We start from the raw sequence: 23,739 nt of genomic DNA on the forward strand, positions 1-23,739 counted from the left end.
TTCTGCATAGACATATGACATTTACGCATAATATTGCGTGATATTTCTCAATCCGTCATAGTCACCAGCAACGAAACCGATAGAGGCGGGATGTCATTCCCGGCCATCAATCGTGGGGAACCGATGATAAGATTCATACTGAGCCGTCTTTTGATGGCGCTGCCGACGATCGCATTCGTGTCGATCACGGTCTTTGCGCTCATCCGCTTCATTCCGGGTGATCCGGCTGCCCTGATGCTGGGCGACATGGCGCAACCGGAACAGATCGAAGCCATGAGGTCCGAACTCGGCCTCGACAAGTCCATGCCGCAACAATTCTTCATCTGGGCCGGCAATGTGGTGCAGGGCGATTTCGGCCGCTCCATCGTTAATGACGAGGCGGTGTTGCCGCTGGTCGTCTCGCGCTTCCTCGTCAGCGCCGAGATCGTCGTGATCGCGGTGCTTCTCGCCAGCCTGATTGCGGTTCCGGCCGGCGTGATCGCCGCCTGGAAACAGAACAGCCTGACCGATCTTGCGCTGGTGGGAACGGCAACGCTGCTCCTCTCCATCCCGACATTCTGGCTGGGCCTGCTGCTTCTGCTGTTTTTCGGCCTCAAGCTCGGCTGGCTGCCGGTGCTGGGATATGTGTCGATCAGCGATAATCTCGTCGGCGGCATGCTTTATCTCGTCCTGCCCGTCATGACGCTTGTCATCCATGAAATGGGTGTTCTGATCCGCATGGCGCGCGCCTCGACACTGGAAGTGCTGCGGCTGGATTACATTACCCATGCCCGTGCCAAGGGCCTTTCGGAAAGCGCCGTGCTCTGGCGGCACGCCTTCAAGAACGCCTTCGGCCCGACCTGGACGATGATAGGCCTCATCCTCGGCAATCTCCTCGGCGGCATCGCCGTCATCGAGACGGTGTTCACTATTCCCGGCCTCGGACGGCTGATGGTCGACAGTATTTTTGCCCGTGACTATCCGGTCATACAGGGCTGCCTGCTGTTCGTTTCGCTGTCCTATGTGCTGGTCAACCTGTTCGTCGACCTTCTTTATCCCCTCTTCGATCCGCGTGTGGTTGCCGAATGAAAAAGTTCACACTTAACGGGCTTATCGGCGGCTTTCTCATCGCCCTCCTGCTCATCACTGCCGCAACCGGTCTGTTCTGGACCCCCTATGACCCGATGAAGCTCGGCTTTGCCTCGCGTCTGGCCGGCCCAAGCGCCAGCCATCTTCTCGGCACCGACGAATTCGGGCGCGATGTTTTGAGCCGCCTGATGGTTGGCGCACGGGCCAGTGTCTGGATCGGCTTCCTGACGGTCAGCTTCGCGACGATCTTCGGTACGCTGATCGGCCTTGTCAGCGGTTATGCGCGGGGCTGGGTGGATGGCGTCATCATGGCCATCAACAATGCGCTCTTGGCCTTTCCGGGCATTCTGCTGGCGCTCGGCCTGCTCGCGGTCTTCGGCGCAAACCAGTATGGCATCATCTTCGCACTCGGCATCGCCTATACGCCATCCATGGCCCGCGTGGTGCGCGGTGCCGTGCTTTCTCTGCGCGAGCGGGAATTCATCGAGGCATCTCTGGTGATGGGCAATGGCGAGATCTACACCATGTTCCGCCACATCCTGCCCAATTGCATCGCGCCGATCACGGTTCTTGCCACCTCCATGTTCGGTTGGGCCATCCTGTCGGAAAGCGCGCTCTCCTTCCTCGGCCTCGGCGTGCCGCCGCCGGCGCCCACCTGGGGCAACATGCTGGCCGCCGGCCGGCCCTTCATCCAGCAGGCCGTGTGGCTCGGGCTTTTCCCCGGTCTCTGCATCGCGCTAACGCTGCTTGGCATCAATCTTCTGGGCGATGCCCTTCGCGACAGGCTTGACCCGCGCATGAGAGGTCTCAAATGACAGACAATACACTTCTCACTGTTCGCGGCCTTTCGCTCGAAGTCGCCAGAACCGGCCACCGGGTGGTCAAGGATGTCTCCTTCGATATTGCTGCGGGTGAAATCTTCGGCATCGTCGGCGAAAGCGGCTCGGGCAAGACGCTTGCCACCCGCGCGCTCATATCGCTTCTGCCGCCGGCCATCGCCGTCACCGGCGGGTCGATCATCTACAAGGGGCAGGATGTCATGTCCCTGCCGGTGAGGGAGCTTCGGCGTTTGCGCGGCGCGGAGATCGGCGTGGTGTTTCAGGAGCCGATGACCTCCCTCAACCCATCGATGACGATTGGCCGGCAGCTGGAAGAGGGGCTGATCCTTCACACGAAGTTGTCGCCCGAAGAGCGCCGCGAGAAAATTCTCGACATGCTGCGCCGGGTCGGCATCCGTGATCCCGAAGGTGCGCTGACGGCCTATCCGCACGAGTTTTCCGGCGGCATGCGCCAGCGCATCATGCTGGCCTCTGTCATGCTGCTGAAACCGGCCCTGCTGATTGCCGATGAGCCGACGACGGCACTTGACGCGGTCATCCAGCGCGATGTCATGGAACTGATGGTGGAACTGACACGTGCGGAAGGCACCGCTGTTCTCCTCATCAGTCACGATCTGCCGATGGTGGCACGTTATACCAGCCGTATCGTGGTGATGGAAAAAGGCACGATTGTCGAACAGGGCCGCACCGAGGACCTGCTGGACGCGCCGCAGCACCCCTATACGAAGAAACTTCTTTCTTCCCTGCCGTTTCGTGGTGAGCCGCGCAGTATCGACACCTCCAGGGCGCCAATGGTTTCGGCCCGCGATATCGTTGTGGATTATGCCGGCCGCAAATCCCTGCTGAAGAAAGCCAAACCGAAGCGTGCGCTGCACGGCGTCAGCATCGATATTCACGAGGGCGAGGTCGTGGCGCTCGTCGGCGGTTCCGGTTCCGGCAAGACGACGCTTGGCCGCACCATTGCCGGGCTTGTGCAGGAGAGCGAAGGGCATATCCGCTTTCAGGGCCGCGAGCGCAACGAGGACTGGAAGGATTATCGCCTCAACTGCCAGATGGTGTTTCAGGATCCCTATTCCTCGCTTGATCCGCGCATGACCATTCAGGCGCTGGTGGAGGAGGCATTGCGCCTCGTGCCTGACCTCGATCAGGCCGCCAAGCGCAAGCGGGCGCTGGAAACGCTGGAGGAAGTGGGGCTCGGCGCCGATTTTGCCGCCCGCTATCCGCATGAGCTTTCCGGCGGCCAGCGCCAGCGCGTGGCGATTGCCCGCGCCATTGCCCGCCGTCCGCGGTTCCTGATCGCCGACGAACCGGTCTCGGCACTCGACGTGACGGTGCGGGCGCAGGTGCTCGATCTCTTTTCCGATCTGCAGAAACGTTACGGCTTTTCCTGCCTGTTCATCAGCCACGATCTCGGCGTGGTGGAGCAGGTGGCCGACCGTGTCGTCGTCATGCAGGACGGCCGCATCATCGAAGAGGGTGACCGCGACACGATTTTCGACAGTCCGAGAGAGGTCTATACGCGCCGGCTGCTCTCGGCCATTCCCGCCCTCGACCAGAATGAAAAGGGCGGTGTGACACTGAAATGGCGTCTGGAAGATGAAGTTTAACAGGAAGATGACAATGACTGTGGCTGCCCAATTAAATGCGATCTGTGATGCACAGCCTTTCGTGACGCGCTTCATGGTGCGCAATCTCCTGACCGGTGAAGAGATCGGCCGGGGAGAAAACGAGGAGACGCCATCGGGCAGCACCCGCAAGACGTCGATCATGATGGCTGTGCTGAAAGCCGCCAGCGAAGGGCGGATCGATCTCGATCAGCCCGTCACCTATGAAAAGCGGCTGGCGGAAGAGGTCGCGAGCGGCATGTTCCGTTATATGACGCCGGGTATCGTCATTTCGCTACGCGATGCCGTCGCCGGCATGATGGTGCTGAGCGACAATGTCTGCACCAAGATGGTGCTGGAACGGCTGACGCTGGAAGAGGTCGACGGCTATTGCAAGTCGCTCGGCATGGCCAATACCCACCACCGTTTCCTCATCCCGCCGCTGGCGCTGGCGGCCGACCATCCGTTGAAGACAGTTACGACCACCTCGGCGGCGGATCAGGTGCTTCTGCTGCAGACCATTCTCGATGCGCAATCTTCGCCGGAGGCGCAGGCAAAGCTCGGTTGCAGCCCGCAATTGTGCGAGTGGGCGATGCAGACGCTGAAAAACCAGATTTTGCGGTATGGAATTCGCTCCCGCCTGCCTTTCGAGGCCGTGGTGGCCAGCAAGAGTGGCCGCGGCAAGCGTGGGCGCATGGATGCCGGCATCGTCTACAGAAACAGCGCACCGTCCTTCATCATCACCACCTATACCGATGAGGTTCCGCAAACCATGCCTGACGGCACGCCGGGATACACCATCGCGCTCGAGACGATCGGCCGGCTGGCACAGGCCTGCTGGGACGGTTTTTAATCAATTGCAATCAACGACAACAAAGAGGGTAGAACAGTGAAAAAATTTCTCCTTGCAGGCGTTGCCCTGCTGGTAACGGCCAATATCGCGGCGGCCCGCGATATCACCATCGCGCAAAGCTCGGATCTGCGCAGCAACAATCCGGGCGTTAACCGCGACGGCAATACGGATGGCGTGATCCTGCACATCGTCGAAGGCCTCGTCGGTTATAACAATGCCGGAGAGGTGAAGCCGCTTCTGGCCGAAAGCGTCGATGTTTCGGCTGACGGCCTGACCTATACGTTCAAGCTGCGCAAGGACGTGAAATTCCACAATGGCAAGCCGCTCACCGCAGAGGATGTTGCCTGGAACTGGACACGTTATCTGAAGCCGGAAACAAAATGGACCTGCCTCAACGATTTCGCGGAAGGCGGGGCAGCGCACGTCACCGGCGTCAAGGCCACGGATGCATCCACGGTCGAGATCACGCTTGAAAAACCCTCCGCCGTTTTCCTCGGCCTGATGTCGCGGCCGGAATGCGGTTATACCGGCATGATCTCGCCGGAATCGGTTGCTGCCGACGGCAGTTTCGTCAAGCCGATCGGCACCGGTCCGTTCCAGTGGGACGAGTGGAAGAAAGGCGAATATATCCGCCTCGCCAAATTTGCCGATTATGTTTCGCCGGCAAATGACGGCAAGCCTGATGGCATGGTCGGCTCCAAGCGGCCGCTGGCCGACGGCATCAAATTCATGGTCATTCCAGATGCTTCGACGGTGAAAGCGGGCCTTGAATCCGGCGTGCTGGACACGGCCGAGATTTCTCCCGATCTCATTCCGGAATTCAAGACCAATGACAAGATGCAGCTCATCGTTGCCCGCAACAACGGCAAGAACCTGTTCTACATCCAGACCCGCGACAAGGTGCTGAGCAACCCCGGGGTGCGTCGGGCCATGGCGATGGCGCTCGATCTCGATGAACTGGTTGCTGCCGCATCGAACGGCACGGGTGAAGCCAACGGCTCGATGGTCTCGCAGGACTCGGTCTATTTCGACGAGACCCAGAAAAAGCGTCCAGCCTATGACATCGAGGCTGCGAAGAAGGAACTGGAGGCCGCCGGTTACAAGGGCGAGCCGATCTCCATCATCGCCAACAAGCGTGGCAACGTGCCGAGCTTCCCGGCCGCCGTCATGGCGCAGGCCATGATGCAGCAGGCGGGTCTCAACGTGCAGATCGAGGTGCTGGATTATGCCACTCAGGTCGATCGCCGTCGCTCCGGCAATTATCAGGTGATCTCGCAGTCGGTCGCCCCGCGTCTCGACCCGGCGCTGATGTATGCCTTCTATGTCGGCAACAAGGACAAGAACGCTTCGCTGATGTGGGATGATCCGAAGGCGATCGAGCTGATGAAGGCGGCTTATGTCGAGGCCGACCAGACGAAGCGCCAGAAGATTTTCGACGAGTTCCATGAGCTGATGCTGAAGGAAATGCCGGGTATCTTCCTCTACGACATGGTCGATGTCTGGGGCGCCACGAAGAAACTCAAGGGCCAGCCGGTCTGGCAGTCGAACGCCCGCCTCTGGGAAGTCTCTGTCGACAACTGATCCACTGTTGCCCGCGCCGGAGGCGGACCCCGGCGCGGGCTTTCCATTATAGGGTGCAAGGATTTGGCGGTGCATCCGCCGAAGAGCTTGCGCGTGCCCGTAAAGGGCGGAAATGCGAGGACAAGCCATGAACCATGATGCCGTGATGTCGATTGCCGCCGAAGTCGAGGCCATGAAGCCCGACTTCACCACCTTAAGCGACAGCATCTGGGATTTTGCCGAGCTTAAATTCGAAGAACGGCAATCCGCTGGCGTTCTGGCAACCGCTCTTGAGGAAAACGGCTTCGCGGTTCGCCGCGGCGTGGCAGGCATGGAAACGGCGTTCATTGGCGAATTCGGCAGCGGCCAGCCGGTCATTGCCTTCCTCGGCGAATTCGATGCGCTGGCCGGCATGAGCCAGGTGGCCGATGTGGCGCAGGTGCAGCCGCGCGAGGCGAACGCCACCGGCCATGGCTGCGGCCATAACCTCCTCGGCGTCGGCTCGCTGATGGGCGCCATCGCGCTCGCCCGGCATCTGAAAGCCAATAATCTGCCTGGCACCGTGCGTTATTACGGTTGCCCCGGTGAGGAGGGCGGTTCCGGCAAGACCTTCATGGTGCGCGCCGGCCTGTTTGATGATGTCGACGCGGCGCTGACCTGGCATCCGGCCCCGTTCAACGGCGTGCGTTCCACCAATAATCTTGCCGTGCTGGAATATTTCTACCGTTTCAAGGGTGTTGCGGCCCATGCCTCCAACGCCGCCCATCTCGGCCGCTCGGCGCTTGATGCCGTCGAACTCATGAATGTCGGCGTCAATTTCCTGCGCGAACACATGCCGCAGGATTGCCGGGTGCATTATGCAATCACCGATACCGGCGGCAAAGCGGCGAATGTTGTGCAGGCCAAGGCAGAAGTGCTTTACCTGATCCGCGCCCCGGAAATGCGCCAGGCGCTCGATCTTGCTGCACGGGTGGACAAGGTGGCGCGCGGCGCGGCGATGATGACCGAGACCGAGGTTGAGATCGTCTTCGATACCGCCTCCACCAACCTTCTGCCTAACATCACGCTGGAAACGGCGATGCATGAAAACATGGTCGCGCTCGGCCCCATCGCCTTCGACGAAGCGGATATTGCTTTCGCAAAGAGCATTCAGGATACTTTCACCGACGAGGCGATCAAAAGCAGCATCCGGCTCTATCAGATAAAGGGTGATGTTTTTTCCAACCGGAAGATTGATGGTTCGACGCCCCTGCATCTCGGCCTGCGCGCTTTCGAGGGCGAGTCGCATTTCCGGGCGGGTTCCACCGATGTCGGCGACGTCAGCTGGATCACGCCGACGGCGCAGTGCTGGACGCCGGCCTGGGCGATCGGGACCAATCCGCATACCTGGCAGGTGGTAGCGCAGGGCAAAAGCCCCGCCGCTCACAAGGCCATGGCGCATGCCGCCAAGACGCTTGCATCGACCGGGCTTGCGCTGATGACCTCACCGGAACTGCTCGCCAGCGCAAAGAAGGAATGGCAGGAAAAAACCGAAGGCAGCGATTACGTCTGCCCGATTCCTGCAGATGTCATGCCCAGTTCGCACAGATAGAACGTACCGTTCCAGCATCCATTTCGCTGGATGATATGCGAGCTTGCGATTGAATTCGACCTGCCATCAAACTTGGCGTCATCCTCAGGCTTGCTCCGGGGATCCATGATTTCAATGGCTTATCTCTCTTCGCCGCAAGGGCGGGGAGGAAGCTCCGTTTCCCTTAATCTCCCGTCATCACCGCCTTGTGTGCCGCTTCGTCGCCTAGCTGCGAAGAAAACATTGACGTTCGAACCAAAAATGGAATAAATATATCGAACAGCAGAAAATCGGTTTCATTATTCCGTTTTCTGAGTGTGGAGGTAGCGGCGGGCTTTCGGGTCCGCTTCCGGCTGGGAGAGGTGGCGCCGGACACTGTGGAGGAGAAAACAATGAAGAAGCTTATTATTGGTGCAGCCATGTCTGTGCTTCTGGGCACGGCCGCACATGCAGAAACCGTCGGTGTTTCGATGGCCCAGTTCGACGACAACTTCCTGACCGTGCTGCGCAACGGCATGCAGGATTACTCCAAGGAACTGAAGGGCGTTACCCTGCAGGTTGAAGACGCGCAGAACGACGTTGCCAAGCAGCAGAGCCAGATCCAGAATTTCATCGCGTCCAAGGTTGATGCGATCATCGTCAACCCGGTCGATACCGACGCGACGGCGGCCATGTCGAAACTTGCGGCAGAAGCCAAGATCCCTCTGGTTTACGTTAACCGCCAGCCGGTGAACGTGGACAGCCTGCCGGAAGGTCAGGCCTTCGTGGCATCTGAAGAAACCGTGGCCGGTACGCTGGAAACCAAGGAAGTTTGCCGCCTTCTCGGTGGTAAAGGCAAAGCCGTTGTCATGATGGGCGAGCTTTCCAACCAGGGCGCGCGCATGCGCACGCAGGCCGTGCACGATGTTCTGAAAACCGATGAATGCAAGGGTATTTCGGTGGTTGAAGAGCAGACGGCCAACTGGCAGCGCACGCAGGGCGCCGACCTCGTCACCAACTGGCTCTCCAGTGGTGTCGAATTCAACGCGGTCATCGCCAACAATGATGAAATGGCCATTGGTGCCATTCAGGCGCTGAAATCCGCTGGCAAGGACATGAAGGACTACGTCGTTGCCGGTGTGGACGCCACGCAGGACGCGCTTGCCGCCATGCGCGCCGGCGATCTTGATGTGACGGTGTTCCAGGACGCTGCTGGTCAGGGCAAGGGCGCTCTCGATGCGGCACTGAAGCTCGTCAAGGGCGACAAGGTCGACAAGAAGGTCTACATTCCCTTCCAGCTCGTCACGCCTGAGAACGTCAAGGATTACGTGGCCAAGAACTGACGATCCCGTTCCGGCATTTGCGCTCGATTGAAATAATATCGGGAGCAGATGCCGGACCCGGACGGCAACTGAAGGCGCGGCCTGCGGGCTGATGCAGAGAATATAATTTCATTGAATTCAAAGTGTTACAGCGCCCATGCCTGTCTTCGGTGACACGGCGCTGTAAGCCTCCCCGGAGGACGGCCGCGATTTTGCAGGCCAATTTTCCGGTCATTTTTGTCTATTGTGGAGGGTGAGATGGTCGTCAGTCCATCGACAATGGCCGCCGTGCGCGCCAGCGGCGCCGTGCCGAATGCAGAATTTCTTCTGGCAGCGGATGGTATACGCAAGGAATTTCCCGGCGTCGTGGCGCTTGATGATGTGTCGTTCCACCTCAAGCGCGGCACCGTGCATGCGCTGATGGGCGAGAACGGTGCCGGCAAATCGACGCTGATGAAGATTCTCGCTGGTATCTATCAGCCGGACATTGGTGAAATCCGCCTTAAAGGTGCTCCGATACGCCTCGATTCCCCACTCGACGCGCTCGAAAACGGCATTGCCATGATCCATCAGGAACTCAACCTGATGGCCTATATGACGGTGGCCGAAAACATCTGGATCCGCCGCGAGCCAAAAAACCGGTTTGGTTTCATCGACCATGGCGAAATGTACCGCCGCACGGAGACGCTGCTGGAAAGGCTTGGCATCGACCTCGATCCGGAAACGCGCGTCGGCGAGCTGTCGGTCGCGAGCCGTCAGATGGTCGAGATCGCCAAGGCGGTTTCTTACGATTCCGACGTTCTGATCATGGATGAGCCGACATCGGCGCTGACGGAACGCGAGGTCGAGCATCTCTTCCGCATTATTCGTGACCTCAGGGAACGTGGCATCGGCATCGTCTACATCACCCACAAGATGAACGAGCTGTTCGAGATCGCCGACGAGTTTTCCGTCTTCCGCGACGGCAAATATATCGGCACCCATGCTTCCACCGATGTGACGCGCGATGACATCATCCGCATGATGGTGGGCCGCGAAATCACGCAGATGTTCCCGAAGGAAGAGGTTCCGATCGGCGATGTGGTGCTGTCGGTCAAGAACCTGACGCTTGATGGTGTGTTCGATGACGTGTCGTTCGATGTTCGCGCCGGCGAAATTTTAGGCGTTGCGGGTCTTGTCGGCTCGGGACGCTCCAATGTTGCCGAGACGGTGTTCGGTGTTACGCCGGCCTCCTCGGGTACCGTTGCAATCGACGGTAAACAGGTCGCGATCGACAGCCCGACCGAGGCAATCCGCCACCGCATGGCGTTCCTGACCGAGGACCGCAAGGATACGGGATGTCTGCTGATCCTCAATATTCTGGAGAACATGCAGATCGCCGTCCTGCAGGACAAATATGTCGCCAATGGCTTCGTGCAGGAAAACGCCCTTTCGGACGCCTGCGAAGAGATGTGCCGCAAGCTGCGGGTCAAGACGCCGCATCTATACGAGCGTATCGAAAACCTGTCCGGCGGGAACCAGCAGAAGGTGCTGATCGGCCGCTGGATGCTGACCAAGCCGCGCATCCTCATTCTGGATGAACCGACGCGCGGCATCGATGTCGGGGCCAAGGCGGAGATTCACAAGCTGGTTTGCGAGATGGCGCGTCAAGGCGTCGCCGTCATCATGATTTCCTCCGAAATGCCGGAGGTTCTGGGTATGAGCGACCGTGTCATGGTCATGCATGAGGGTCGGGTGACGGGTTTCCTTGACAGAAGTGAAGCCACGCAGGTGAAGGTGATGGATCTCGCATCGCGGTGAGGCGCGCCGGGATTTCTCGAGGAGGAACAACTATGAATACGAACGCCACCGCCAACGCAGAGTTGGATGCAAAATCCGGACGCAAGCCGCACAGGCGCATACCGCCGGAAGCCAATATCTTTTTCGTGCTGATCGGCATCGCGCTGGTCTATGAAATTCTCGGCTGGATTTTCATCGGCCAGAGCTTCCTGATGAACCAGCAGCGCCTGACGATCATGATCCTGCAGGTGTCAGTGATCGGCATCATCGCCGTTGGCGTGACGCAGGTCATCATTACCGGCGGCATCGACCTGTCTTCCGGTTCGGTTGTCGGTCTGACAGCGATGTTGTCTGCCAGTGTGGCGCAATCCTCGACCTGGCCGCGGGCGCTTTATCCGGGCCTCACCGACCTGCCATTCTTCATACCGCTTGCTGTCGGTATCTTGGCCGGGGCTTTGGCCGGGTTCATCAACGGGCAGCTTATCGCGCGAACGAAAATCCCGCCCTTCATCGCAACACTCGGCATGATGGTGACGGCACGCGGTCTTTCCAAGTGGTACACCAAAGGCCAGCCGATCTCCGGCCTGACCGATGGCTTCAACTTCATCGGTACGGGCATCTGGCCGGTCGTCGTTTTCCTCGTCGTCGCCATCATCTTCCATATCGCGCTGCGTTACACGCGTTATGGCAAGTTCACCTATGCGATCGGCGCTAACCAGCAGGCGGCACGCGTTTCCGGTATCAATATCGAGGCGCATCTGATCAAGGTCTATGCCATTGCCGGCATGCTGGCCGGTCTTGCCGGTGTCGTCACCGCAGCCCGTGCACAGACGGCGCAGGCCGGCATGGGCGTGATGTATGAACTCGACGCCATCGCCGCAGCCGTTATCGGCGGCACATCGCTTGCCGGCGGCGCTGGACGCATCACCGGAACGGTCATCGGCACCATCATTCTCGGCGTCATGACATCCGGCTTCACGTTCCTCAGGGTCGATGCCTATTACCAGGAGATCGTCAAAGGCCTGATCATCGTGGCTGCCGTCGTCGCCGACGTCTACCGACAGAAGAAACGCGCGAAGCGCTAAGCACTCCTCCTCCCGGACTTGGGGCAGGCTTTCAGGCTTGCCCCTTTTTTTGCGCTAGCGTCGGAGATGCGGCTTGCCTTGAAGGGCCGGGGCGACCCTTGAAGGGAAGGGCCGATTTTTACGCCTTGCTGTTTCGGTATTCGTGAACAGCCTTGCCGAAGGCCTCGAACAGGGCGCGCGACGGCGCATCCGTCTCGGCCCAATATTCCGGATGCCATTGCACGCCGACCGCAAAGCCCTTGGCGTCGATGACGGAAACGGCTTCGATGGTGCCATCCGCCGCCGTGGCTTCGACCTGCAGGCGCGGCGCGGTCTCGGCAATTGCCTGGCGGTGCAGTGAGTTGATCTGGATTTCACCCGACATGCCAAGATGCTGCGCAATGCACGAACCTTCGCGCACCTGCACGGGCTGGCGAATGGCGAAGGCCACGTCGCGGTCGTCATGTTCCGGCTTGCGGTGATCCCACACGCCGGGCTGTTCCTGAATTTCCGAAGCAAGTGTGCCGCCAAGCGCGACATTCAATTCCTGAATGCCGCGACAGATCGCCAGCATCGGAATGCCGCGCTCGATGGCGCGGTCGATGAGCGGCAGGCTGGTCGCGTCACGAGCGGGATCGAAGGGGCCATCGCTTTCCCGTGCTTCCATTCCGTAAAGGGCAGGGTGAACATTGGTTGCCGAGCCGGAGACGAGCAGGCCGTCCACCCGGTCCAGAATGGCGTCGACCTCGTTACCGTCCTCGAAGGCCGGAACGATGAAGGACATGACACCGGCGACCTTCAGGGCTGCGGAAAGATACTGGTTCTGCGCGGCGTGCCAGTCGGCTCCGGTGAAATGCCTGATGTCGGCGGGAACGGCAATGATGGGTTTTGGCATGTTGGCTCCGGGGCGAATCTTCGAAATTTGTGCGACTGCCGGTGAGCCAAGTCAAGCAGGTGTTTTGCATTTTGCCGGTAGTGGATGCGCCTAAAGTATAAGGCGGCGCGAGGATATTTCAGTTGCAAATAAAATACGAAGGAGACTTTCCGAAAAGGCCGGTTTTCCGCGATTAATTCTTGGGGCGGGTGCTTGTCAGCCGGGCGGTAACCGTGCTTACTTTGCTGCGATGCCTGAACAGCAAAGAGGGGAATTCAAGCTGCGGGCAGCGTTCATATCTGGGAGGATATAGATGGATCGCCGTTCCTTTATGAAAAAAGGTGCGCTTGCGGGAGCCGTTACGGCTCTGGCCGCGCCCGCCATTGCACAGCAAAATACCAAGATTAACTGGCGTCTGACGTCGTCGTTTCCGAAATCGCTCGACACGATCTATGGCGGCGCCGAGGACATAGCCAAACACGTTGCCGCGGCAACGGATGGCAATTTCACCATCCAGCCCTTTGCTGCCGGTGAAATCGTGCCCGGCCTGCAGGCGGCCGATGCCGTGTCGTCAGGCACGGTGGAAATGTGCCACACCTGCTCCTATTATTACGTCGGCAAGGATCCGACCTTCGCCATCGGCACGGCGATACCTTTCGGCCTTAATGCCCGCCTGACCAATTCCTGGTTCTACGAAGGCAACGGCAACAAGCTGCTCAACGAATTTTACGCCAAGCACAATCTTTACGGCATGATCTCAGGTAATACCGGTGCCCAGATGGGTGGCTGGTTCCGCAAGGAAATCAATACCGTTGAGGATTTCAAGGGCGTGAAGATGCGTATTGCCGGTCTCGCCGGCAAGGTGGTGGAAAAGCTCGGCGTCGTGCCGCAGCAGATCGCCGGCGGTGACATCTACCCGGCGCTGGAAAAAGGCACTATCGATGCCGCCGAATGGGTCGGCCCTTACGACGACCACAAGCTCGGCTTCCAGAAGGTGGCGAAATATTACTATTATCCGGCTTTCTGGGAAGGCGGCCCTGTCATCCACTCCTTCGTCAATCTGGACAAGTGGAACAGCCTGCCGAAGAACTACCAGACGGCGCTGCAGGATGCCTGCGCCTTCGCCAACACCAGCATGATGGCGAAATACGACGCCAAGAACCCCATCGCCATCAAGCAGCTGGTTTCGGAAGGTGCCGTATTGCGGCCGTTCAGCCAGGAAATCCTCGAGGCCTGCTACAAATCGGCACTGGAAGTCTACGCCAATATTTCGGCCACCAATCCAGACTTCAAGAAGATCTACGAGGACCAGGTCGCGTTCAAGCGCGAAGGTTACCTGTGGATGCAGCTTGCGGAATACACCTTTGATACGTTCATGATGATCCAGCAACGTAACGGTAAGCTCTGATTATTCAGTGACGGCGGCGGACCTGGCAAAGGCCCCGGAAACTTCGGTTTCCGGGGTTTTTGTTTGCGTGTCGGCCTTCATGCGCCCGACAAGAAAGGGTGATTTACGATCAAGGCTGTTGGGCGCAAAAGCAGCAGGCTCCGGGGCCAGCCGGAGTGTCGGCGAGGATTGGCCACGCCGACCTCGGCAAAGGCCTTGCTCTCAACTGTGGAGGTGATGTGATGTGGAAACCACTGAGCATTACGTTTGTCATTAGGAAAAACCGGACAGGCTGGTCAGTGACTGTCCGGCTTCATTTCAAACGATAAACAAACGGAAGGCAGGGCTGCTACCCTGTCTTCCACTCCACAATCATAGGCGTTTCGCCCAGCCCTTACAAGACGACTCTTACGGCCCGATCTTCGGCGGTTCACCGAGGTTTGGCATGCCCGGCAATCCACCCGGCTGGCCTCCAGGCAGGCCGAAATTGGGCATTGTGTTGCCGCCCTGATTGCCGAAGGCGGGGATTTCGATCTTGATGGAGTTCAGATCCACATCGGGCGCCTTGTCGAGCCAGTAGGTGACGGATTCCGGCCAGAAGATCACGATGGCGACGAGGATAAGCTGCATGCCGAGCCACGGTATGGCGCCCATGTAGATGTCCGATGTCTTGACCGAGCGCGGCGCGATGGAGCGCAGATAAAACAGGGCAAAACCGAAGGGCGGATGCATGAAGCTCGTCTGCATGTTGATGCAGATCAGCACGCCGAACCAGATCAGGTCGATACCGAGCGACTGGGCGATCGGCGCCAGCATCGGAATGACGATGAAGGCGATCTCGAAGAAATCGAGGAAGAAGGCGAGGAAGAAGATGAAGATGTTGACGAAGATCAGGAAGCCGATTGGGCCGCCCGGAATGCCTGAGAGCATATGCTCGATCCACAGCGAGCCGTCCATGCCCTGAAAGACAAGGGAAAAGCAGGTGGCGCCGACGAGAATGAACACCACCATAGAGGTGATGTGCATGGTCGAATGCATGCCCTGTTTGACGAGATCCCAGGTGAGGCGGCGGTGGGCGGCGGCGAGCGCCATGGCGCCGACGACGCCGAGCGCGCCGGCCTCCGTCGGGGTGGCAAGGCCGAGGAAGATGGTGCCGAGCACGAGGAAGATCAGCACGATGGAGGGGATCATGCCCGCCAGCACGCGGAACACCAGCGCCCGGTTGAGTTCTCCACGCGCTTCCGGCGGCAGCGCCGGCAAATCCTTCGGCCGCAACATCGACATCACGAAGATGAAGAGCATGAAGATCGCCACCTGCAGGATCGATGGGCCGATCGCGCCGAGATACATGTCGCCGACGGATTTGCCGAGCTGGTCGGCGAGAACGATGAGGACGAGGGACGGCGGGATGACCTGGGTGATCGTGCCCGATGCGGCGATGACGCCGGTGGCAAGCCGCGGATTATAACCGTATTTCAGCATGATCGGCAGCGAGATGACGCCCATGGTGATGACGGAGGCGGCAACCGTGCCGGTGATTGCGCCGAGGATCGCGCCGACGATGATGACGGCATAGGCGAGACCACCGGGAATGGCGCCGAACAGCTTGCCGGTTCCTTCAAGCAGATCCTCCGCCAATCCGCATCGCTCGAGGATTGCGCCCATGAAGGTGAAGAAGGGGATGGCGAGCAGAAGGTCGTTGGAGACGATGCCGAAGATGCGCAACGGCAAGGCCTGCAGAAAGGCCGGCGAAAAATGCTCGGTGAAGATGCCGATGACACCGAAGACGAGGCCGACAGTGGCAAGTGAGAAGGCAACCGGAAATCCGTAAAGCATGAAGATGATCATGCCGAGGAACATCAGAGGTGGAAGAATACCATATTCAAACATGGGAAATATCCTGAAGGTTCAGATCGGCGCGATCATTGCAGGGGCTTTTCATACTTCGTATCGAGCGCATAAAGCCCGTTGAGGGCGCCTATGCGCTTGATGAGTTCTGAAAACCCCTGAAGAACCAGCAGGGCGAAACCGGCGAAGATGACGAGTTTCACGGGCCAGCGGATGAGGCCGCCGGCATTGGAGGACATTTCGCCCTGATGCCAGGAGAGCGTGAACATGGGCCAGGACAGCCAGGCAAGATAAAAGCAGCCGGGCAGCAGGAACAGCACGATGCCGATAATATCCACCCAGATGCGGTTGCGCGGCGAAATCGCCCCATAGATGATGTCGACACGCACATGCTCGTTCATGCGCAGCGTATAGGATGCGCCGATCAGGACGATAAAGGCGAACATGTACCACTGGATTTCCAGCCAGCCATTCGAACTATAATTGAAGGCATAACGAACCATGGCGTTGCCGGCGCTGACGAGGCAGCAGATGAGCACCAGGTAACCGGCGACCTTGCCCAGAGCTTCGCTCGCAAGGTCTATCAAAGCACTTATTTTTAAAAGCGATTTCATGACTTTCCCCTCTTCCCTTGCCGGGCCCTTTGCGGGTTATGGCGAAGAAGAAAGCCGGGAACTTCCTCGGGGCGGCCGCGCTTCCACGCCTGTCCGCTCCTGCAAATTCCAGATTCCTCCCCACGGAATCCGTGTATGGGCAGGCTGCTTGAAAAGCAACCAAAACCGCCACAAAACGGTCCAAATAACGCCTCTATTCGACTATTGGCGTAGGACCATTGTTTAATTGCCGGTGCTGTTCTGTTTGTTCCGTATCGCCCTGGCTACGCGATGTTCTTTCACAGAGAACGCATTGCGCTTTTCGACGACTTCATGTTACCTCTGGCTACGGAGAGTCCGGCATGAGCCCGTAATCATAGGCGGGACAAATCGTCTTTTATGACGGCATGACGGATGGAGCAAAGGGGAAGCGGAATGAGCGAACACCACACGGGTCCGGTCGAAGTTGGCGCCGAGATGAATTACGTCGAGCACGAAAAGACCTATAACGGCTTTCTGGCTTTGACGAAATACGGCACCATGCTCCTGTGCGTGCTGATGCTGGCCATGGTCGCTGGCTTCTTCACCTCTGCGGGTTTTCTTGGTGGTCTTATCGTATTTCTGGTGCTCTCGGCCGCAGGCTTCATTCTGTTGCGCTGAACGATCTCCTTCGCGAGTGGTTTCCCGGTGCGGAAACCGGGCGACGCCGGACATCGGAAAGGCTAGTCATGAAGCGCCTGTTATCCTGCCTCATCCTGTTTGCGGCGCTTTCGCAGCCCGTTCTGTCGCGGGATCTTTTGCCGTCTGAGCAAGACAGGCTGCATACGCAGATTGAACGGTTCAGCGCTGCCTTGAACGGGCAGGATTTCGACACCGTCGGCAAGACGGTGCCGCCCAAAATCTTCGAGTTTATCGCAAGCGATGCAGGCGTGACCGTCGAACAATTGCGCAGCGCCCTGACGACGCAGATGCAGATGGCGCTCGCGGCGGTCAAGATAACCGAATTTACCATGGATAAAGGGGCGATCAGCGTTGAGCAGACGCCTGATGGAACGCCCTATGCGCTCATTCCGACAAAGACGGTGATGGAAACCGGCGGCCAGACGATTGAGGCGAAATCCCATACACTCGCCTTGATGGATGGCACGGACTGGTATCTGCTACGCGTGAGCGATCAGCAGCAGGTTACGATCCTGCGAAAAGTCTATCCGTCCTTCGCTACGGTGGAATTCCCTGACGATTCCATGCAGCCGGTGAAGTAACCCGCATATTGTTGTCAGCACCGCTTCAAAGCGGGCTTCACGCTCTTCACTTACGAAAAACGCCCCGGTCGGAAAGGATCGACCGAAATCGCGGTTTCCTCGCCGTTTGCCAACTGGGTCACGAGGCGGGCCGTGGCTGCTGATTGCGTCAGTCCCAGATGGCCATGGCCGAAGGCGTAGATGACGGAGGGCGTGGTACGCGCTGTGCTGATGACGGGAAGACAGTCCGGCATTGACGGACGGAAACCCATCCATTGCGTTCCGCCTTCCACCTTGAGACCGGGCAGGAAACGCCCCGCCTTTTTCAGCATCGCTTCCGACCGCTTGAAATTCGGCTCCAGCTCCAGCCCGCCAAGCTCGACCGCACCGCCGACGCGGATGCCTGAAGACAGCGGCGTCACGACAAAGCCGTGATCGTTGAAATAGAGCTGGCGCGTCAGGTTGAAGGCGCCGACGGGCAGGGTGGTGTTGTAACCGCGTTCGGTTTCCAGCGGCACGATATTGCCAAGCGTCGCGGCAAGTTTCTTCGACCAGGCGCCGCAGGCGATTACCACCCTGTCGGCATCGATCTTGTCGCCATTTTCGAGGGTGACGATCGTGCTTTCGCCAACGGCGTCGATGCGTTCCGCCTCACCCTTGCGCAGGCTTGCGCCCCGGGCAATCACCAGATCGAAAATGGCGCGGGTGAAATCAAGGGGGTCGGAGACCTGCAGGCCATCTGGGGAGAACATGGCGTGGCGGAACTGCGGGGCAAGGCCCGGCTGCAGCTCGTCTATCTCACTGCGGCCGACACGCTCAAAGGAGAAACCGGCGCGTTGTTTTTCTTCCCAGCCCCTCGCCGCGGCGTTCAAGCTTGCTTCGCTGTCATAAAGATCGAGTGTACCGGTTTTCGAAACGAGGGACGAAAGCTCCGGCATGGCGGCGACATGCGCCATTTCACTGGCTGCCAGCCGGTTGATCTCGCTGAGTACCCTCAGCCCATGACGAAAGTTGCGCTCGGCGCTGGCACGCCAGAAACGCCAGAGCCAGGGGGCGATCTTTGCAGCATAGGCTGGTGGCACGCTGAGCGGGCCGAGCGGATCGAAAAGCCAGCGCGGCGCTTTTTTCATGATGCCGGGGGAGGGAATGGGGATGATTTCCGGAAAGGCCAGAATGCCGGCATTGCCGGAACTTGCACCGCCGGCAACTTCGCCACGTTCGAGAAGCACAACCTCTCGTCCGGCATTTTGCAGGTAAAGCGCCGCCATGGAACCGATAATGCCGGTGCCGATCACCAGCACGTCGCATTTCAGGGTTTTGGTCATTAGCGCTCCTGCAACACAAATCTTTCAGGCCCGCCATAACAATGAATGCGGTTTCAATGAAAGGCCGCATTGCGCCGCAGCCGCAGAAATATCAGCACTGTGGCAAATAAGCGGTCCACATCTGGGGGATGCCGCATGCCGGAGGGGTTCGGGCCTTTCGGTTTTTTAGCGGCAGATTAGACCTGTGAGACGATGGTTATAGCTCATCATTAATCGCTATTTAACGGTGTCGAGCTAGTTTGCGTGCGGGCAGACCGATCAGTTTCATCTCTTGTCTAATTCAGGGTTGAGGAGGTCCGCAAACTGGTCATTGTTGGGGGTTCGAAAGCATGTCTCATTTTTCTAAATTTGGTTTGGATGCATCTGCGGTGCTGGAAGCCCTGAACCGCTCACAGGCCATCATCGAGTTTGATCTGACCGGCAAGGTGCTCAAAGCGAACGATAATTTTTGCAAGGCCATCGGCTATAGCCAAAACGAGATCGTCGGGCTCCATCACCGCACATTCCTTTCCGCCGAAGATGCAGCGTCTGCGTCATACAAGACTTTCTGGGAAAAACTGGCCCGCGGCGAGCACGACAAGGGTCAATATCGTCGGCGTGCGAAAAGCGGCGCGGATATCTGGATCGAAGCCTCCTACAATCCGGTCTTCCGTTTCGGCAAACCCTACAAGGTCGTCAAGATCGCAACCGACATTACGGCCATCAAGCGCCAGAGCGCCGATGATAACGGCAAGCTTGCGGCGCTCTCCCGTGCCCAGGCCATGATCGAATTTTCGCCGGATGGAACGATCCTCAACGCCAACGAAAATTTCCTCGAAGCGATGGGATATCAGGCGCAGGAGATCATCGGCAAGAATCACTCGATGTTCTGCGAACCCTCTTATGCCGGGTCGATGGAATACCGCACCTTCTGGGAAGACCTGCGAACCGGCCGTTTCTCCACCGGCCAGTTCATGCGGCTTGGCAAGGATGGCAAACGCATCTTCATCCAGGCATCGTACAACCCGATCCTCGATGATCGGGGACAGGTCTTCAAGGTTGCCAAATTCGCCTTCGACGTGTCGGATCGGGTGCATGCCGTGGAAGAGCTCGGCGCGGCGCTGGAGCGGCTTTCCCAATGCAACATCCGCGTCACGCTGGACAAGCCGTTCGTCGGCGAGTTCGAGGGGCTGCGGCGGGACTTCAACAAGTCCATCGCGGAATTCCAGAAGACGCTGGAGAATGTTCTCGGCCAGACCGGCGACCTGACCCGCAGCAGCCAGGAAGTCAGCGAAGCCTCCGTCAATCTCGCCGAACGCTCCCGCGAGCAGGCAGTGGCGCTGGAAGAGACCTCAGCGGCCCTTGAAGAGATAACCGCGACGGTTCGCTCCTCCACCGAGAACATGAAGGAAACGCGCAAACTCGTGCAGAGCGCGCGGACATCCACGGTGGCCTCCACGGAAGTGGTCGAACGGACGGTGGATGCCATGCAGCGCATCGAGACGGCATCGCGGGAAATCAGCCAGATCATCGGCGTTATCGACGAGATTGCCTTCCAGACAAACCTTCTGGCACTGAATGCCGGTGTAGAAGCGGCCCGCGCCGGTGAGGCCGGCAAGGGTTTCGCCGTCGTCGCACAGGAAGTGCGCGAACTTGCACAACGTTCCGCCAATGCCGCCAAGGAAATCAAGGCACTCATCAACAATTCCGGTAGCGAGGTTCTGGAAGGCGTCAGGCTGGTCGGCGAAACCGGTGAGGCGCTGAAGCAGATCGACGCGCTGGTCAGGCACATCGACGGCAATGTCGAGATGATTTCAAAGGCGGCCGACGAACAGGCTGTCGGCATCAGCGAAATCAACAAGGCGGTCAACCGGCTCGACCGGATGACGCAGGAAAATGCCGCGATGAGCGCGCGCACCACCGCAATCAGCGCCACGCTGGCTCAGGGTGCCGATGTGCTCGCGCAGCTTGTCAGCCTGTTCAAACTGAACCGTCGTAACATTCAGCGTGAAGACGGATCGTCCGTCCGGTCTGAATTTTCAAATTCCGGCCGGCGCGATCAACAGCCGGGACGCGCTGCCGCGTGACAGGCGGGGCTTCTGCCCGCCCTGACTTATCGATGAGATATGGTGATGCGGGTGCCTTTGGTCAAAGGCACCCGTAAGCCGTTATGCCCGCAATGCCGGACGATCAATGCCGAGATGGTCACGCAGCGTCGTGCCCTCGTAATCCCTGCGGAACAGGCCGCGCTCCTGCAAAAGCGGCACGACCTCGCGGTTGAACTCTTCCAGCCCGCCGGGGAAGAAGGGCGGCATGACGTTGAAGCCATCGGCCGCACCATTTTCAAACCATTGCTGCATGCGGTCGGCTACGTCTTTCGCCGTACCCATGACAATGTGGTGGCCGCGACCGGCGGCGACACGCAAAGCCAGTTCGCGGATCGTCAGCTTTTCACGGCGCGCCAGTTCGGTCAGAAGTTCGGCGCGGCTGCGCAGCTGGTCGGAGATCGGCAGGTCCGGCAGCGGGCCATCGAGATCGTAATCTGCAAGGCTGTGGCCGATGCGTTCTTCAAGCAGCGGCATGGCGCTCTTGATGTCCGTCCAGCGGTTCAGTTCCTTCAGCTTTTCACCGGCCTCTTCGAAGCTGCTGCCGATGATCGGCATGAAGCCCGGCATCACGGCCACACTTGCCGGATTGCGGCCGAATTTCTCCACGCGGGCTTTAAGGCTCGTATAAAAGGCCTGCGCTTCGGAAATCGCCTGCTGGGCGGTGAAGACGATATCGGCGGTGCGGGCGGCGAGATCCTGTCCCGGGCCGGAGGAGCCGGCCTGGATGAGGACCGGGTGTCCCTGTGGCGAGCGCGGAATATTGAGCGGTCCCTTGACCGTGAAATATTTGCCCTCATGGTTGAGGATATGGACCTTTTCCGGATCGACGTAACGGCCCGCCTGCTTGTCCTTGACGAAGGCGTCGTCATCCCAGCTGTCCCACAGTCCGCGAACGACATTCACATATTCTTCCGCCACCGCATAACGTTCGTCATGCTCGGGATGGTCCTTGGAGAAATTCGCCGCCGTTCGGGCATAGGACGTGGTGACGATGTTCCAGGCCGCGCGGCCATGGCTCAGATGGTCGATGGAAGCGAAGGCGCGGGCGGTGTGATAGGGCTCGCCATAGGTGGTGGAGGCGGTGGCGGCCAGCCCGATCTTGTCCGTCACCATGGCAAGCGCTGCAAGCAGGGTCAGCGGCTCGAAGCGGGCAATCATGGAAGGGTGCGCGTCAACGCCGCTGGTCAGTCCGTCGGCCAGAAAAACCATGTCGAACTTCGCTGCTTCCGCCATTTTCGTGACGCGGGTGAGCAGGTCAAAATTCTCGCTGCCAGCTTCCGCATCGGGGTGACGCCAGCCGGAAACGTGGTGCCCGGCGCCCTGCAGGAAAAGGCCGAGATGCATCTGTCTTTTGCGGGTCGTATTGGTCATGGGGTCATGCCTTCATGTCGGTCGTGTTATATTTCAGTTGCCAGAAGCGTTTCGAGCTTCCTGAGATCGGCTGCGGTTTTCATGGACCGCACCAGTGCCGGAATTTCGGCGAATTTCTCATTGCCGCCGGTGGCATCGGCGAATTTCTCCGTCGGATCGTCGATACTGGGCAGGCCGTCGATGCGGCGTGACAGCAATGTTCCGTCTTTCTTTGTCACATCGATGACCACGAAACGGGTGGTCGGATCGGGGGACAGGCGGCGGGCTGTTTCATCATGCCGGCGCGCGACTTTTGCCGAAAGTGTAAGCAGGTCGGCACGAACAGGGCGCTCGTCGAAATGGCCAATCCCGAGTGCTCCATCCGCAAGCGCTGCGGCAAAAACATATTCGGGGCTGAAGCGCGCATCGATGCCGGTAGCGGGCGTGGCGGTGCCGACAAGGGCGGCATCGCCGCCCGGCGGGAAGGTGATGATAACAGTTTCGATCTCGTCCGGCGTCAGATCATGCGTGTTGCGTAGTGCCAGCGCGCCGACGGCGACGGGGTGGGCGGCGGTGCAGCAGGGAAAGGCCTTCAGCGTCAAGCCGGGCGAGACGATCTGCCAGGGCGCGCCCCAGCCAGACAGGACCCGTTTGGGTTGCTCTGCACCAAAGGCGAAGGCGGAATAAAAGCCGATGGGGTTTTCCAGAAAATCCGGTGCGCCCTGAAACCCTGAGCGTGCCAGCCGCGCGGCGGTGAGGCCGGCGCGGGTGGCAAGCCCGGCATGCAGCGGCTTGGCATCGAACCCGAATTGCAGACGCAGCCCGGCCGATTGCGTGGCGGCGAGGCCAAGTGCGACGGCTGTGGTCTGCGGATCGAATTTCAGAAGGTGGGCGATGGCAGCGGCAGCGCCGATAGGGCCGAGCGTGGCGGTGGCGTGGAAGCCATTTTCGTAATGTTTGGTGCCAAGCGACAGGCCAATCCGCGCCATCGTCTCCAGCCCGACAATATAGGCGGCGATGAAGGCGTCCGCCGTCGAATTTTCCTCGACCGCAACGGCCAGAAGTGCGGGAATGATGGCGACGGTGGGGTGGCCACGCACGCTGCCATGCACATCATCATAATCAAGCACATGGCCGGCATGGCCGTTGATGAGGGCGGCGGTAAAGACGTCAGTGCGCAGGTCATGGCCGATGATGCCGGCCGTGCCTTGCGTGCCTGTCGTGAAGGTATCGATCAGAATTTTCGTGCTTCTGTCGGCAGCACCGCCCAGTACGCAGGCGAAAAAATCGATCAACGCCGTGCGGGCAATCGTCACCGCCTCATCGTCGCGCAGCGGATCAGACGCGGCGATGGCTTCGGCCAGTTGAAGGGTGAGTTTTTCTTCGGTGGCCATGG

General features: G+C 59.3%; 19 protein-coding genes. 13 read left to right on the forward strand and 6 right to left on the reverse strand.

Going from position 1 to position 23,739, the window contains the following annotated elements; translation table 11 throughout:
- The first annotated feature begins 123 nt into the window (after positions 1–123).
- The 9 genes from QSV77_RS16885 (at position 124) to QSV77_RS16925 (ending at position 11,659) form a co-directional block, all read left to right on the forward strand.
- Positions 124–1,068, forward strand: coding sequence for an ABC transporter permease (locus tag QSV77_RS16885; RefSeq protein WP_302734372.1), 945 nt, complete (start codon positions 124–126; stop codon positions 1,066–1,068).
- A complete protein-coding gene (locus QSV77_RS16890) occupies positions 1,065–1,883 on the forward strand; it encodes an ABC transporter permease (RefSeq protein WP_003524591.1) in 819 nt (272 codons plus the stop codon). The genes QSV77_RS16885 and QSV77_RS16890 overlap by 4 nt, the downstream gene beginning before the upstream one ends.
- Entirely contained in the window at positions 1,880–3,514 is a 1,635-nt protein-coding gene (locus tag QSV77_RS16895; protein WP_302734373.1) for an ABC transporter ATP-binding protein, read from the forward strand. Before QSV77_RS16890 ends, QSV77_RS16895 begins: the two co-directional genes overlap by 4 nt.
- Positions 3,515–3,527: 13 nt before the next feature.
- Positions 3,528–4,364, forward strand: a complete 837-nt coding sequence (locus QSV77_RS16900) for a serine hydrolase (protein ID WP_302734374.1) — start codon at positions 3,528–3,530, stop codon at positions 4,362–4,364.
- A gap of 36 nt (positions 4,365–4,400) precedes the next feature.
- Entirely contained in the window at positions 4,401–5,945 is a 1,545-nt protein-coding gene (locus tag QSV77_RS16905) for an ABC transporter substrate-binding protein (RefSeq protein ID WP_271361493.1), read from the forward strand.
- Between the two features lie 127 nt (positions 5,946–6,072).
- Positions 6,073–7,515: a M20 family metallopeptidase gene (locus QSV77_RS16910; RefSeq protein WP_302734375.1), complete on the forward strand. Its 1,443-nt coding sequence runs from the start codon at positions 6,073–6,075 to the stop codon at positions 7,513–7,515.
- A 371-nt stretch (positions 7,516–7,886) separates the two neighbouring features.
- On the forward strand, positions 7,887–8,816 hold the full coding sequence (locus QSV77_RS16915; protein ID WP_142842647.1) for a sugar ABC transporter substrate-binding protein: 930 nt from the start codon (positions 7,887–7,889) through the stop codon (positions 8,814–8,816).
- Between the two features lie 237 nt (positions 8,817–9,053).
- Positions 9,054–10,595: a sugar ABC transporter ATP-binding protein gene (locus tag QSV77_RS16920; protein WP_302734376.1), complete on the forward strand. Its 1,542-nt coding sequence runs from the start codon at positions 9,054–9,056 to the stop codon at positions 10,593–10,595.
- Between the two features lie 32 nt (positions 10,596–10,627).
- Positions 10,628–11,659, forward strand: coding sequence for an ABC transporter permease (locus tag QSV77_RS16925; RefSeq protein WP_142842649.1), 1,032 nt, complete (start codon positions 10,628–10,630; stop codon positions 11,657–11,659).
- 118 nt (positions 11,660–11,777) lie between these two features.
- On the opposite strand, the gene QSV77_RS16930 is transcribed toward QSV77_RS16925, so the two are convergent.
- The gene (locus tag QSV77_RS16930) at positions 11,778–12,533 is read right to left on the reverse strand and encodes a gamma-glutamyl-gamma-aminobutyrate hydrolase family protein (protein ID WP_302734377.1); all 756 of its coding nucleotides are present in this window, start codon (positions 12,531–12,533) and stop codon (positions 11,778–11,780) included.
- A gap of 292 nt (positions 12,534–12,825) precedes the next feature.
- On the opposite strand from QSV77_RS16930, the gene QSV77_RS16935 reads away from it, so the two are divergent.
- Positions 12,826–13,920: a TRAP transporter substrate-binding protein gene (locus QSV77_RS16935; RefSeq protein ID WP_302734378.1), complete on the forward strand. Its 1,095-nt coding sequence runs from the start codon at positions 12,826–12,828 to the stop codon at positions 13,918–13,920.
- 387 nt (positions 13,921–14,307) lie between these two features.
- Here QSV77_RS16935 and QSV77_RS16940 read toward each other — a convergent pair whose 3' ends face one another.
- Complete coding sequence (locus QSV77_RS16940) at positions 14,308–15,789, reverse strand: TRAP transporter large permease subunit (protein WP_142842652.1); 1,482 nt, start codon at positions 15,787–15,789, stop codon at positions 14,308–14,310.
- A 32-nt stretch (positions 15,790–15,821) separates the two neighbouring features.
- Entirely contained in the window at positions 15,822–16,361 is a 540-nt protein-coding gene (locus QSV77_RS16945; protein ID WP_142842653.1) for a TRAP transporter small permease subunit, read from the reverse strand.
- 414 nt (positions 16,362–16,775) lie between these two features.
- Between QSV77_RS16945 and QSV77_RS16950 the strand changes: the two genes are divergently transcribed.
- Positions 16,776–17,000 carry an aa3-type cytochrome c oxidase subunit IV gene (locus QSV77_RS16950; protein WP_161991423.1) on the forward strand — a complete coding sequence of 75 codons (225 nt, stop codon included), beginning with the start codon at positions 16,776–16,778 and terminating at the stop codon, positions 16,998–17,000.
- 68 nt (positions 17,001–17,068) lie between these two features.
- Positions 17,069–17,602, forward strand: a complete 534-nt coding sequence (locus QSV77_RS16955) for a hypothetical protein (RefSeq protein WP_302734379.1) — start codon at positions 17,069–17,071, stop codon at positions 17,600–17,602.
- A gap of 50 nt (positions 17,603–17,652) precedes the next feature.
- On the opposite strand, the gene QSV77_RS16960 is transcribed toward QSV77_RS16955, so the two are convergent.
- On the reverse strand, positions 17,653–18,906 hold the full coding sequence (locus QSV77_RS16960) for an FAD-binding oxidoreductase (RefSeq protein WP_302734380.1): 1,254 nt from the start codon (positions 18,904–18,906) through the stop codon (positions 17,653–17,655).
- Between the two features lie 329 nt (positions 18,907–19,235).
- Here QSV77_RS16960 and QSV77_RS16965 point away from each other — a divergent pair, with 329 nt between their 5' ends.
- Positions 19,236–20,972, forward strand: a complete 1,737-nt coding sequence (locus QSV77_RS16965) for a PAS domain-containing methyl-accepting chemotaxis protein (protein WP_302734381.1) — start codon at positions 19,236–19,238, stop codon at positions 20,970–20,972.
- Positions 20,973–21,053: 81 nt separating this feature from the next.
- Here QSV77_RS16965 and QSV77_RS16970 read toward each other — a convergent pair whose 3' ends face one another.
- Positions 21,054–22,364 (reverse strand): LLM class flavin-dependent oxidoreductase, encoded by a 1,311-nt coding sequence (locus QSV77_RS16970; RefSeq protein ID WP_271361485.1) that lies wholly within the window; start codon positions 22,362–22,364, stop codon positions 21,054–21,056.
- 26 nt (positions 22,365–22,390) lie between these two features.
- Positions 22,391–23,737, reverse strand: a complete 1,347-nt coding sequence (locus QSV77_RS16975; RefSeq protein ID WP_302734382.1) for an MmgE/PrpD family protein — start codon at positions 23,735–23,737, stop codon at positions 22,391–22,393.
- Positions 23,738–23,739 lie beyond the last annotated feature (2 nt).

It is taken from the genome of Agrobacterium sp. V1 (genome assembly GCF_030518355.1).
In the GTDB taxonomy this organism is placed as follows: domain Bacteria; phylum Pseudomonadota; class Alphaproteobacteria; order Rhizobiales; family Rhizobiaceae; genus Agrobacterium; species Agrobacterium cucumeris.

What these genes read in the sequence shown, in the direction of transcription:
- QSV77_RS16885 (WP_302734372.1), top strand. Translation starts at nt 124, where the DNA reads ATGATAAGATTCATACTGAGCCGTCTTTTGATGGCGCTGCCGACGATC.
- QSV77_RS16890 (WP_003524591.1), top strand. Translation starts at nt 1,065, where the DNA reads ATGAAAAAGTTCACACTTAACGGGCTTATCGGCGGCTTTCTCATCGCC.
- QSV77_RS16895 (WP_302734373.1), top strand. Translation starts at nt 1,880, where the DNA reads ATGACAGACAATACACTTCTCACTGTTCGCGGCCTTTCGCTCGAAGTC.
- QSV77_RS16900 (WP_302734374.1), top strand. Translation starts at nt 3,528, where the DNA reads ATGACTGTGGCTGCCCAATTAAATGCGATCTGTGATGCACAGCCTTTC.
- QSV77_RS16910 (WP_302734375.1), top strand. Translation starts at nt 6,073, where the DNA reads ATGAACCATGATGCCGTGATGTCGATTGCCGCCGAAGTCGAGGCCATG.
- QSV77_RS16915 (WP_142842647.1), top strand. Translation starts at nt 7,887, where the DNA reads ATGAAGAAGCTTATTATTGGTGCAGCCATGTCTGTGCTTCTGGGCACG.
- QSV77_RS16920 (WP_302734376.1), top strand. Translation starts at nt 9,054, where the DNA reads ATGGTCGTCAGTCCATCGACAATGGCCGCCGTGCGCGCCAGCGGCGCC.
- QSV77_RS16925 (WP_142842649.1), top strand. Translation starts at nt 10,628, where the DNA reads ATGAATACGAACGCCACCGCCAACGCAGAGTTGGATGCAAAATCCGGA.
- QSV77_RS16930 (WP_302734377.1), bottom strand. Translation starts at nt 12,533, where the DNA reads ATGCCAAAACCCATCATTGCCGTTCCCGCCGACATCAGGCATTTCACC.
- QSV77_RS16935 (WP_302734378.1), top strand. Translation starts at nt 12,826, where the DNA reads ATGGATCGCCGTTCCTTTATGAAAAAAGGTGCGCTTGCGGGAGCCGTT.
- QSV77_RS16940 (WP_142842652.1), bottom strand. Translation starts at nt 15,789, where the DNA reads ATGTTTGAATATGGTATTCTTCCACCTCTGATGTTCCTCGGCATGATC.
- QSV77_RS16945 (WP_142842653.1), bottom strand. Translation starts at nt 16,361, where the DNA reads ATGAAATCGCTTTTAAAAATAAGTGCTTTGATAGACCTTGCGAGCGAA.
- QSV77_RS16950 (WP_161991423.1), top strand. Translation starts at nt 16,776, where the DNA reads ATGAGCGAACACCACACGGGTCCGGTCGAAGTTGGCGCCGAGATGAAT.
- QSV77_RS16955 (WP_302734379.1), top strand. Translation starts at nt 17,069, where the DNA reads ATGAAGCGCCTGTTATCCTGCCTCATCCTGTTTGCGGCGCTTTCGCAG.
- QSV77_RS16960 (WP_302734380.1), bottom strand. Translation starts at nt 18,906, where the DNA reads ATGACCAAAACCCTGAAATGCGACGTGCTGGTGATCGGCACCGGCATT.
- QSV77_RS16965 (WP_302734381.1), top strand. Translation starts at nt 19,236, where the DNA reads ATGTCTCATTTTTCTAAATTTGGTTTGGATGCATCTGCGGTGCTGGAA.
- QSV77_RS16970 (WP_271361485.1), bottom strand. Translation starts at nt 22,364, where the DNA reads ATGACCAATACGACCCGCAAAAGACAGATGCATCTCGGCCTTTTCCTG.
- QSV77_RS16975 (WP_302734382.1), bottom strand. Translation starts at nt 23,737, where the DNA reads ATGGCCACCGAAGAAAAACTCACCCTTCAACTGGCCGAAGCCATCGCC.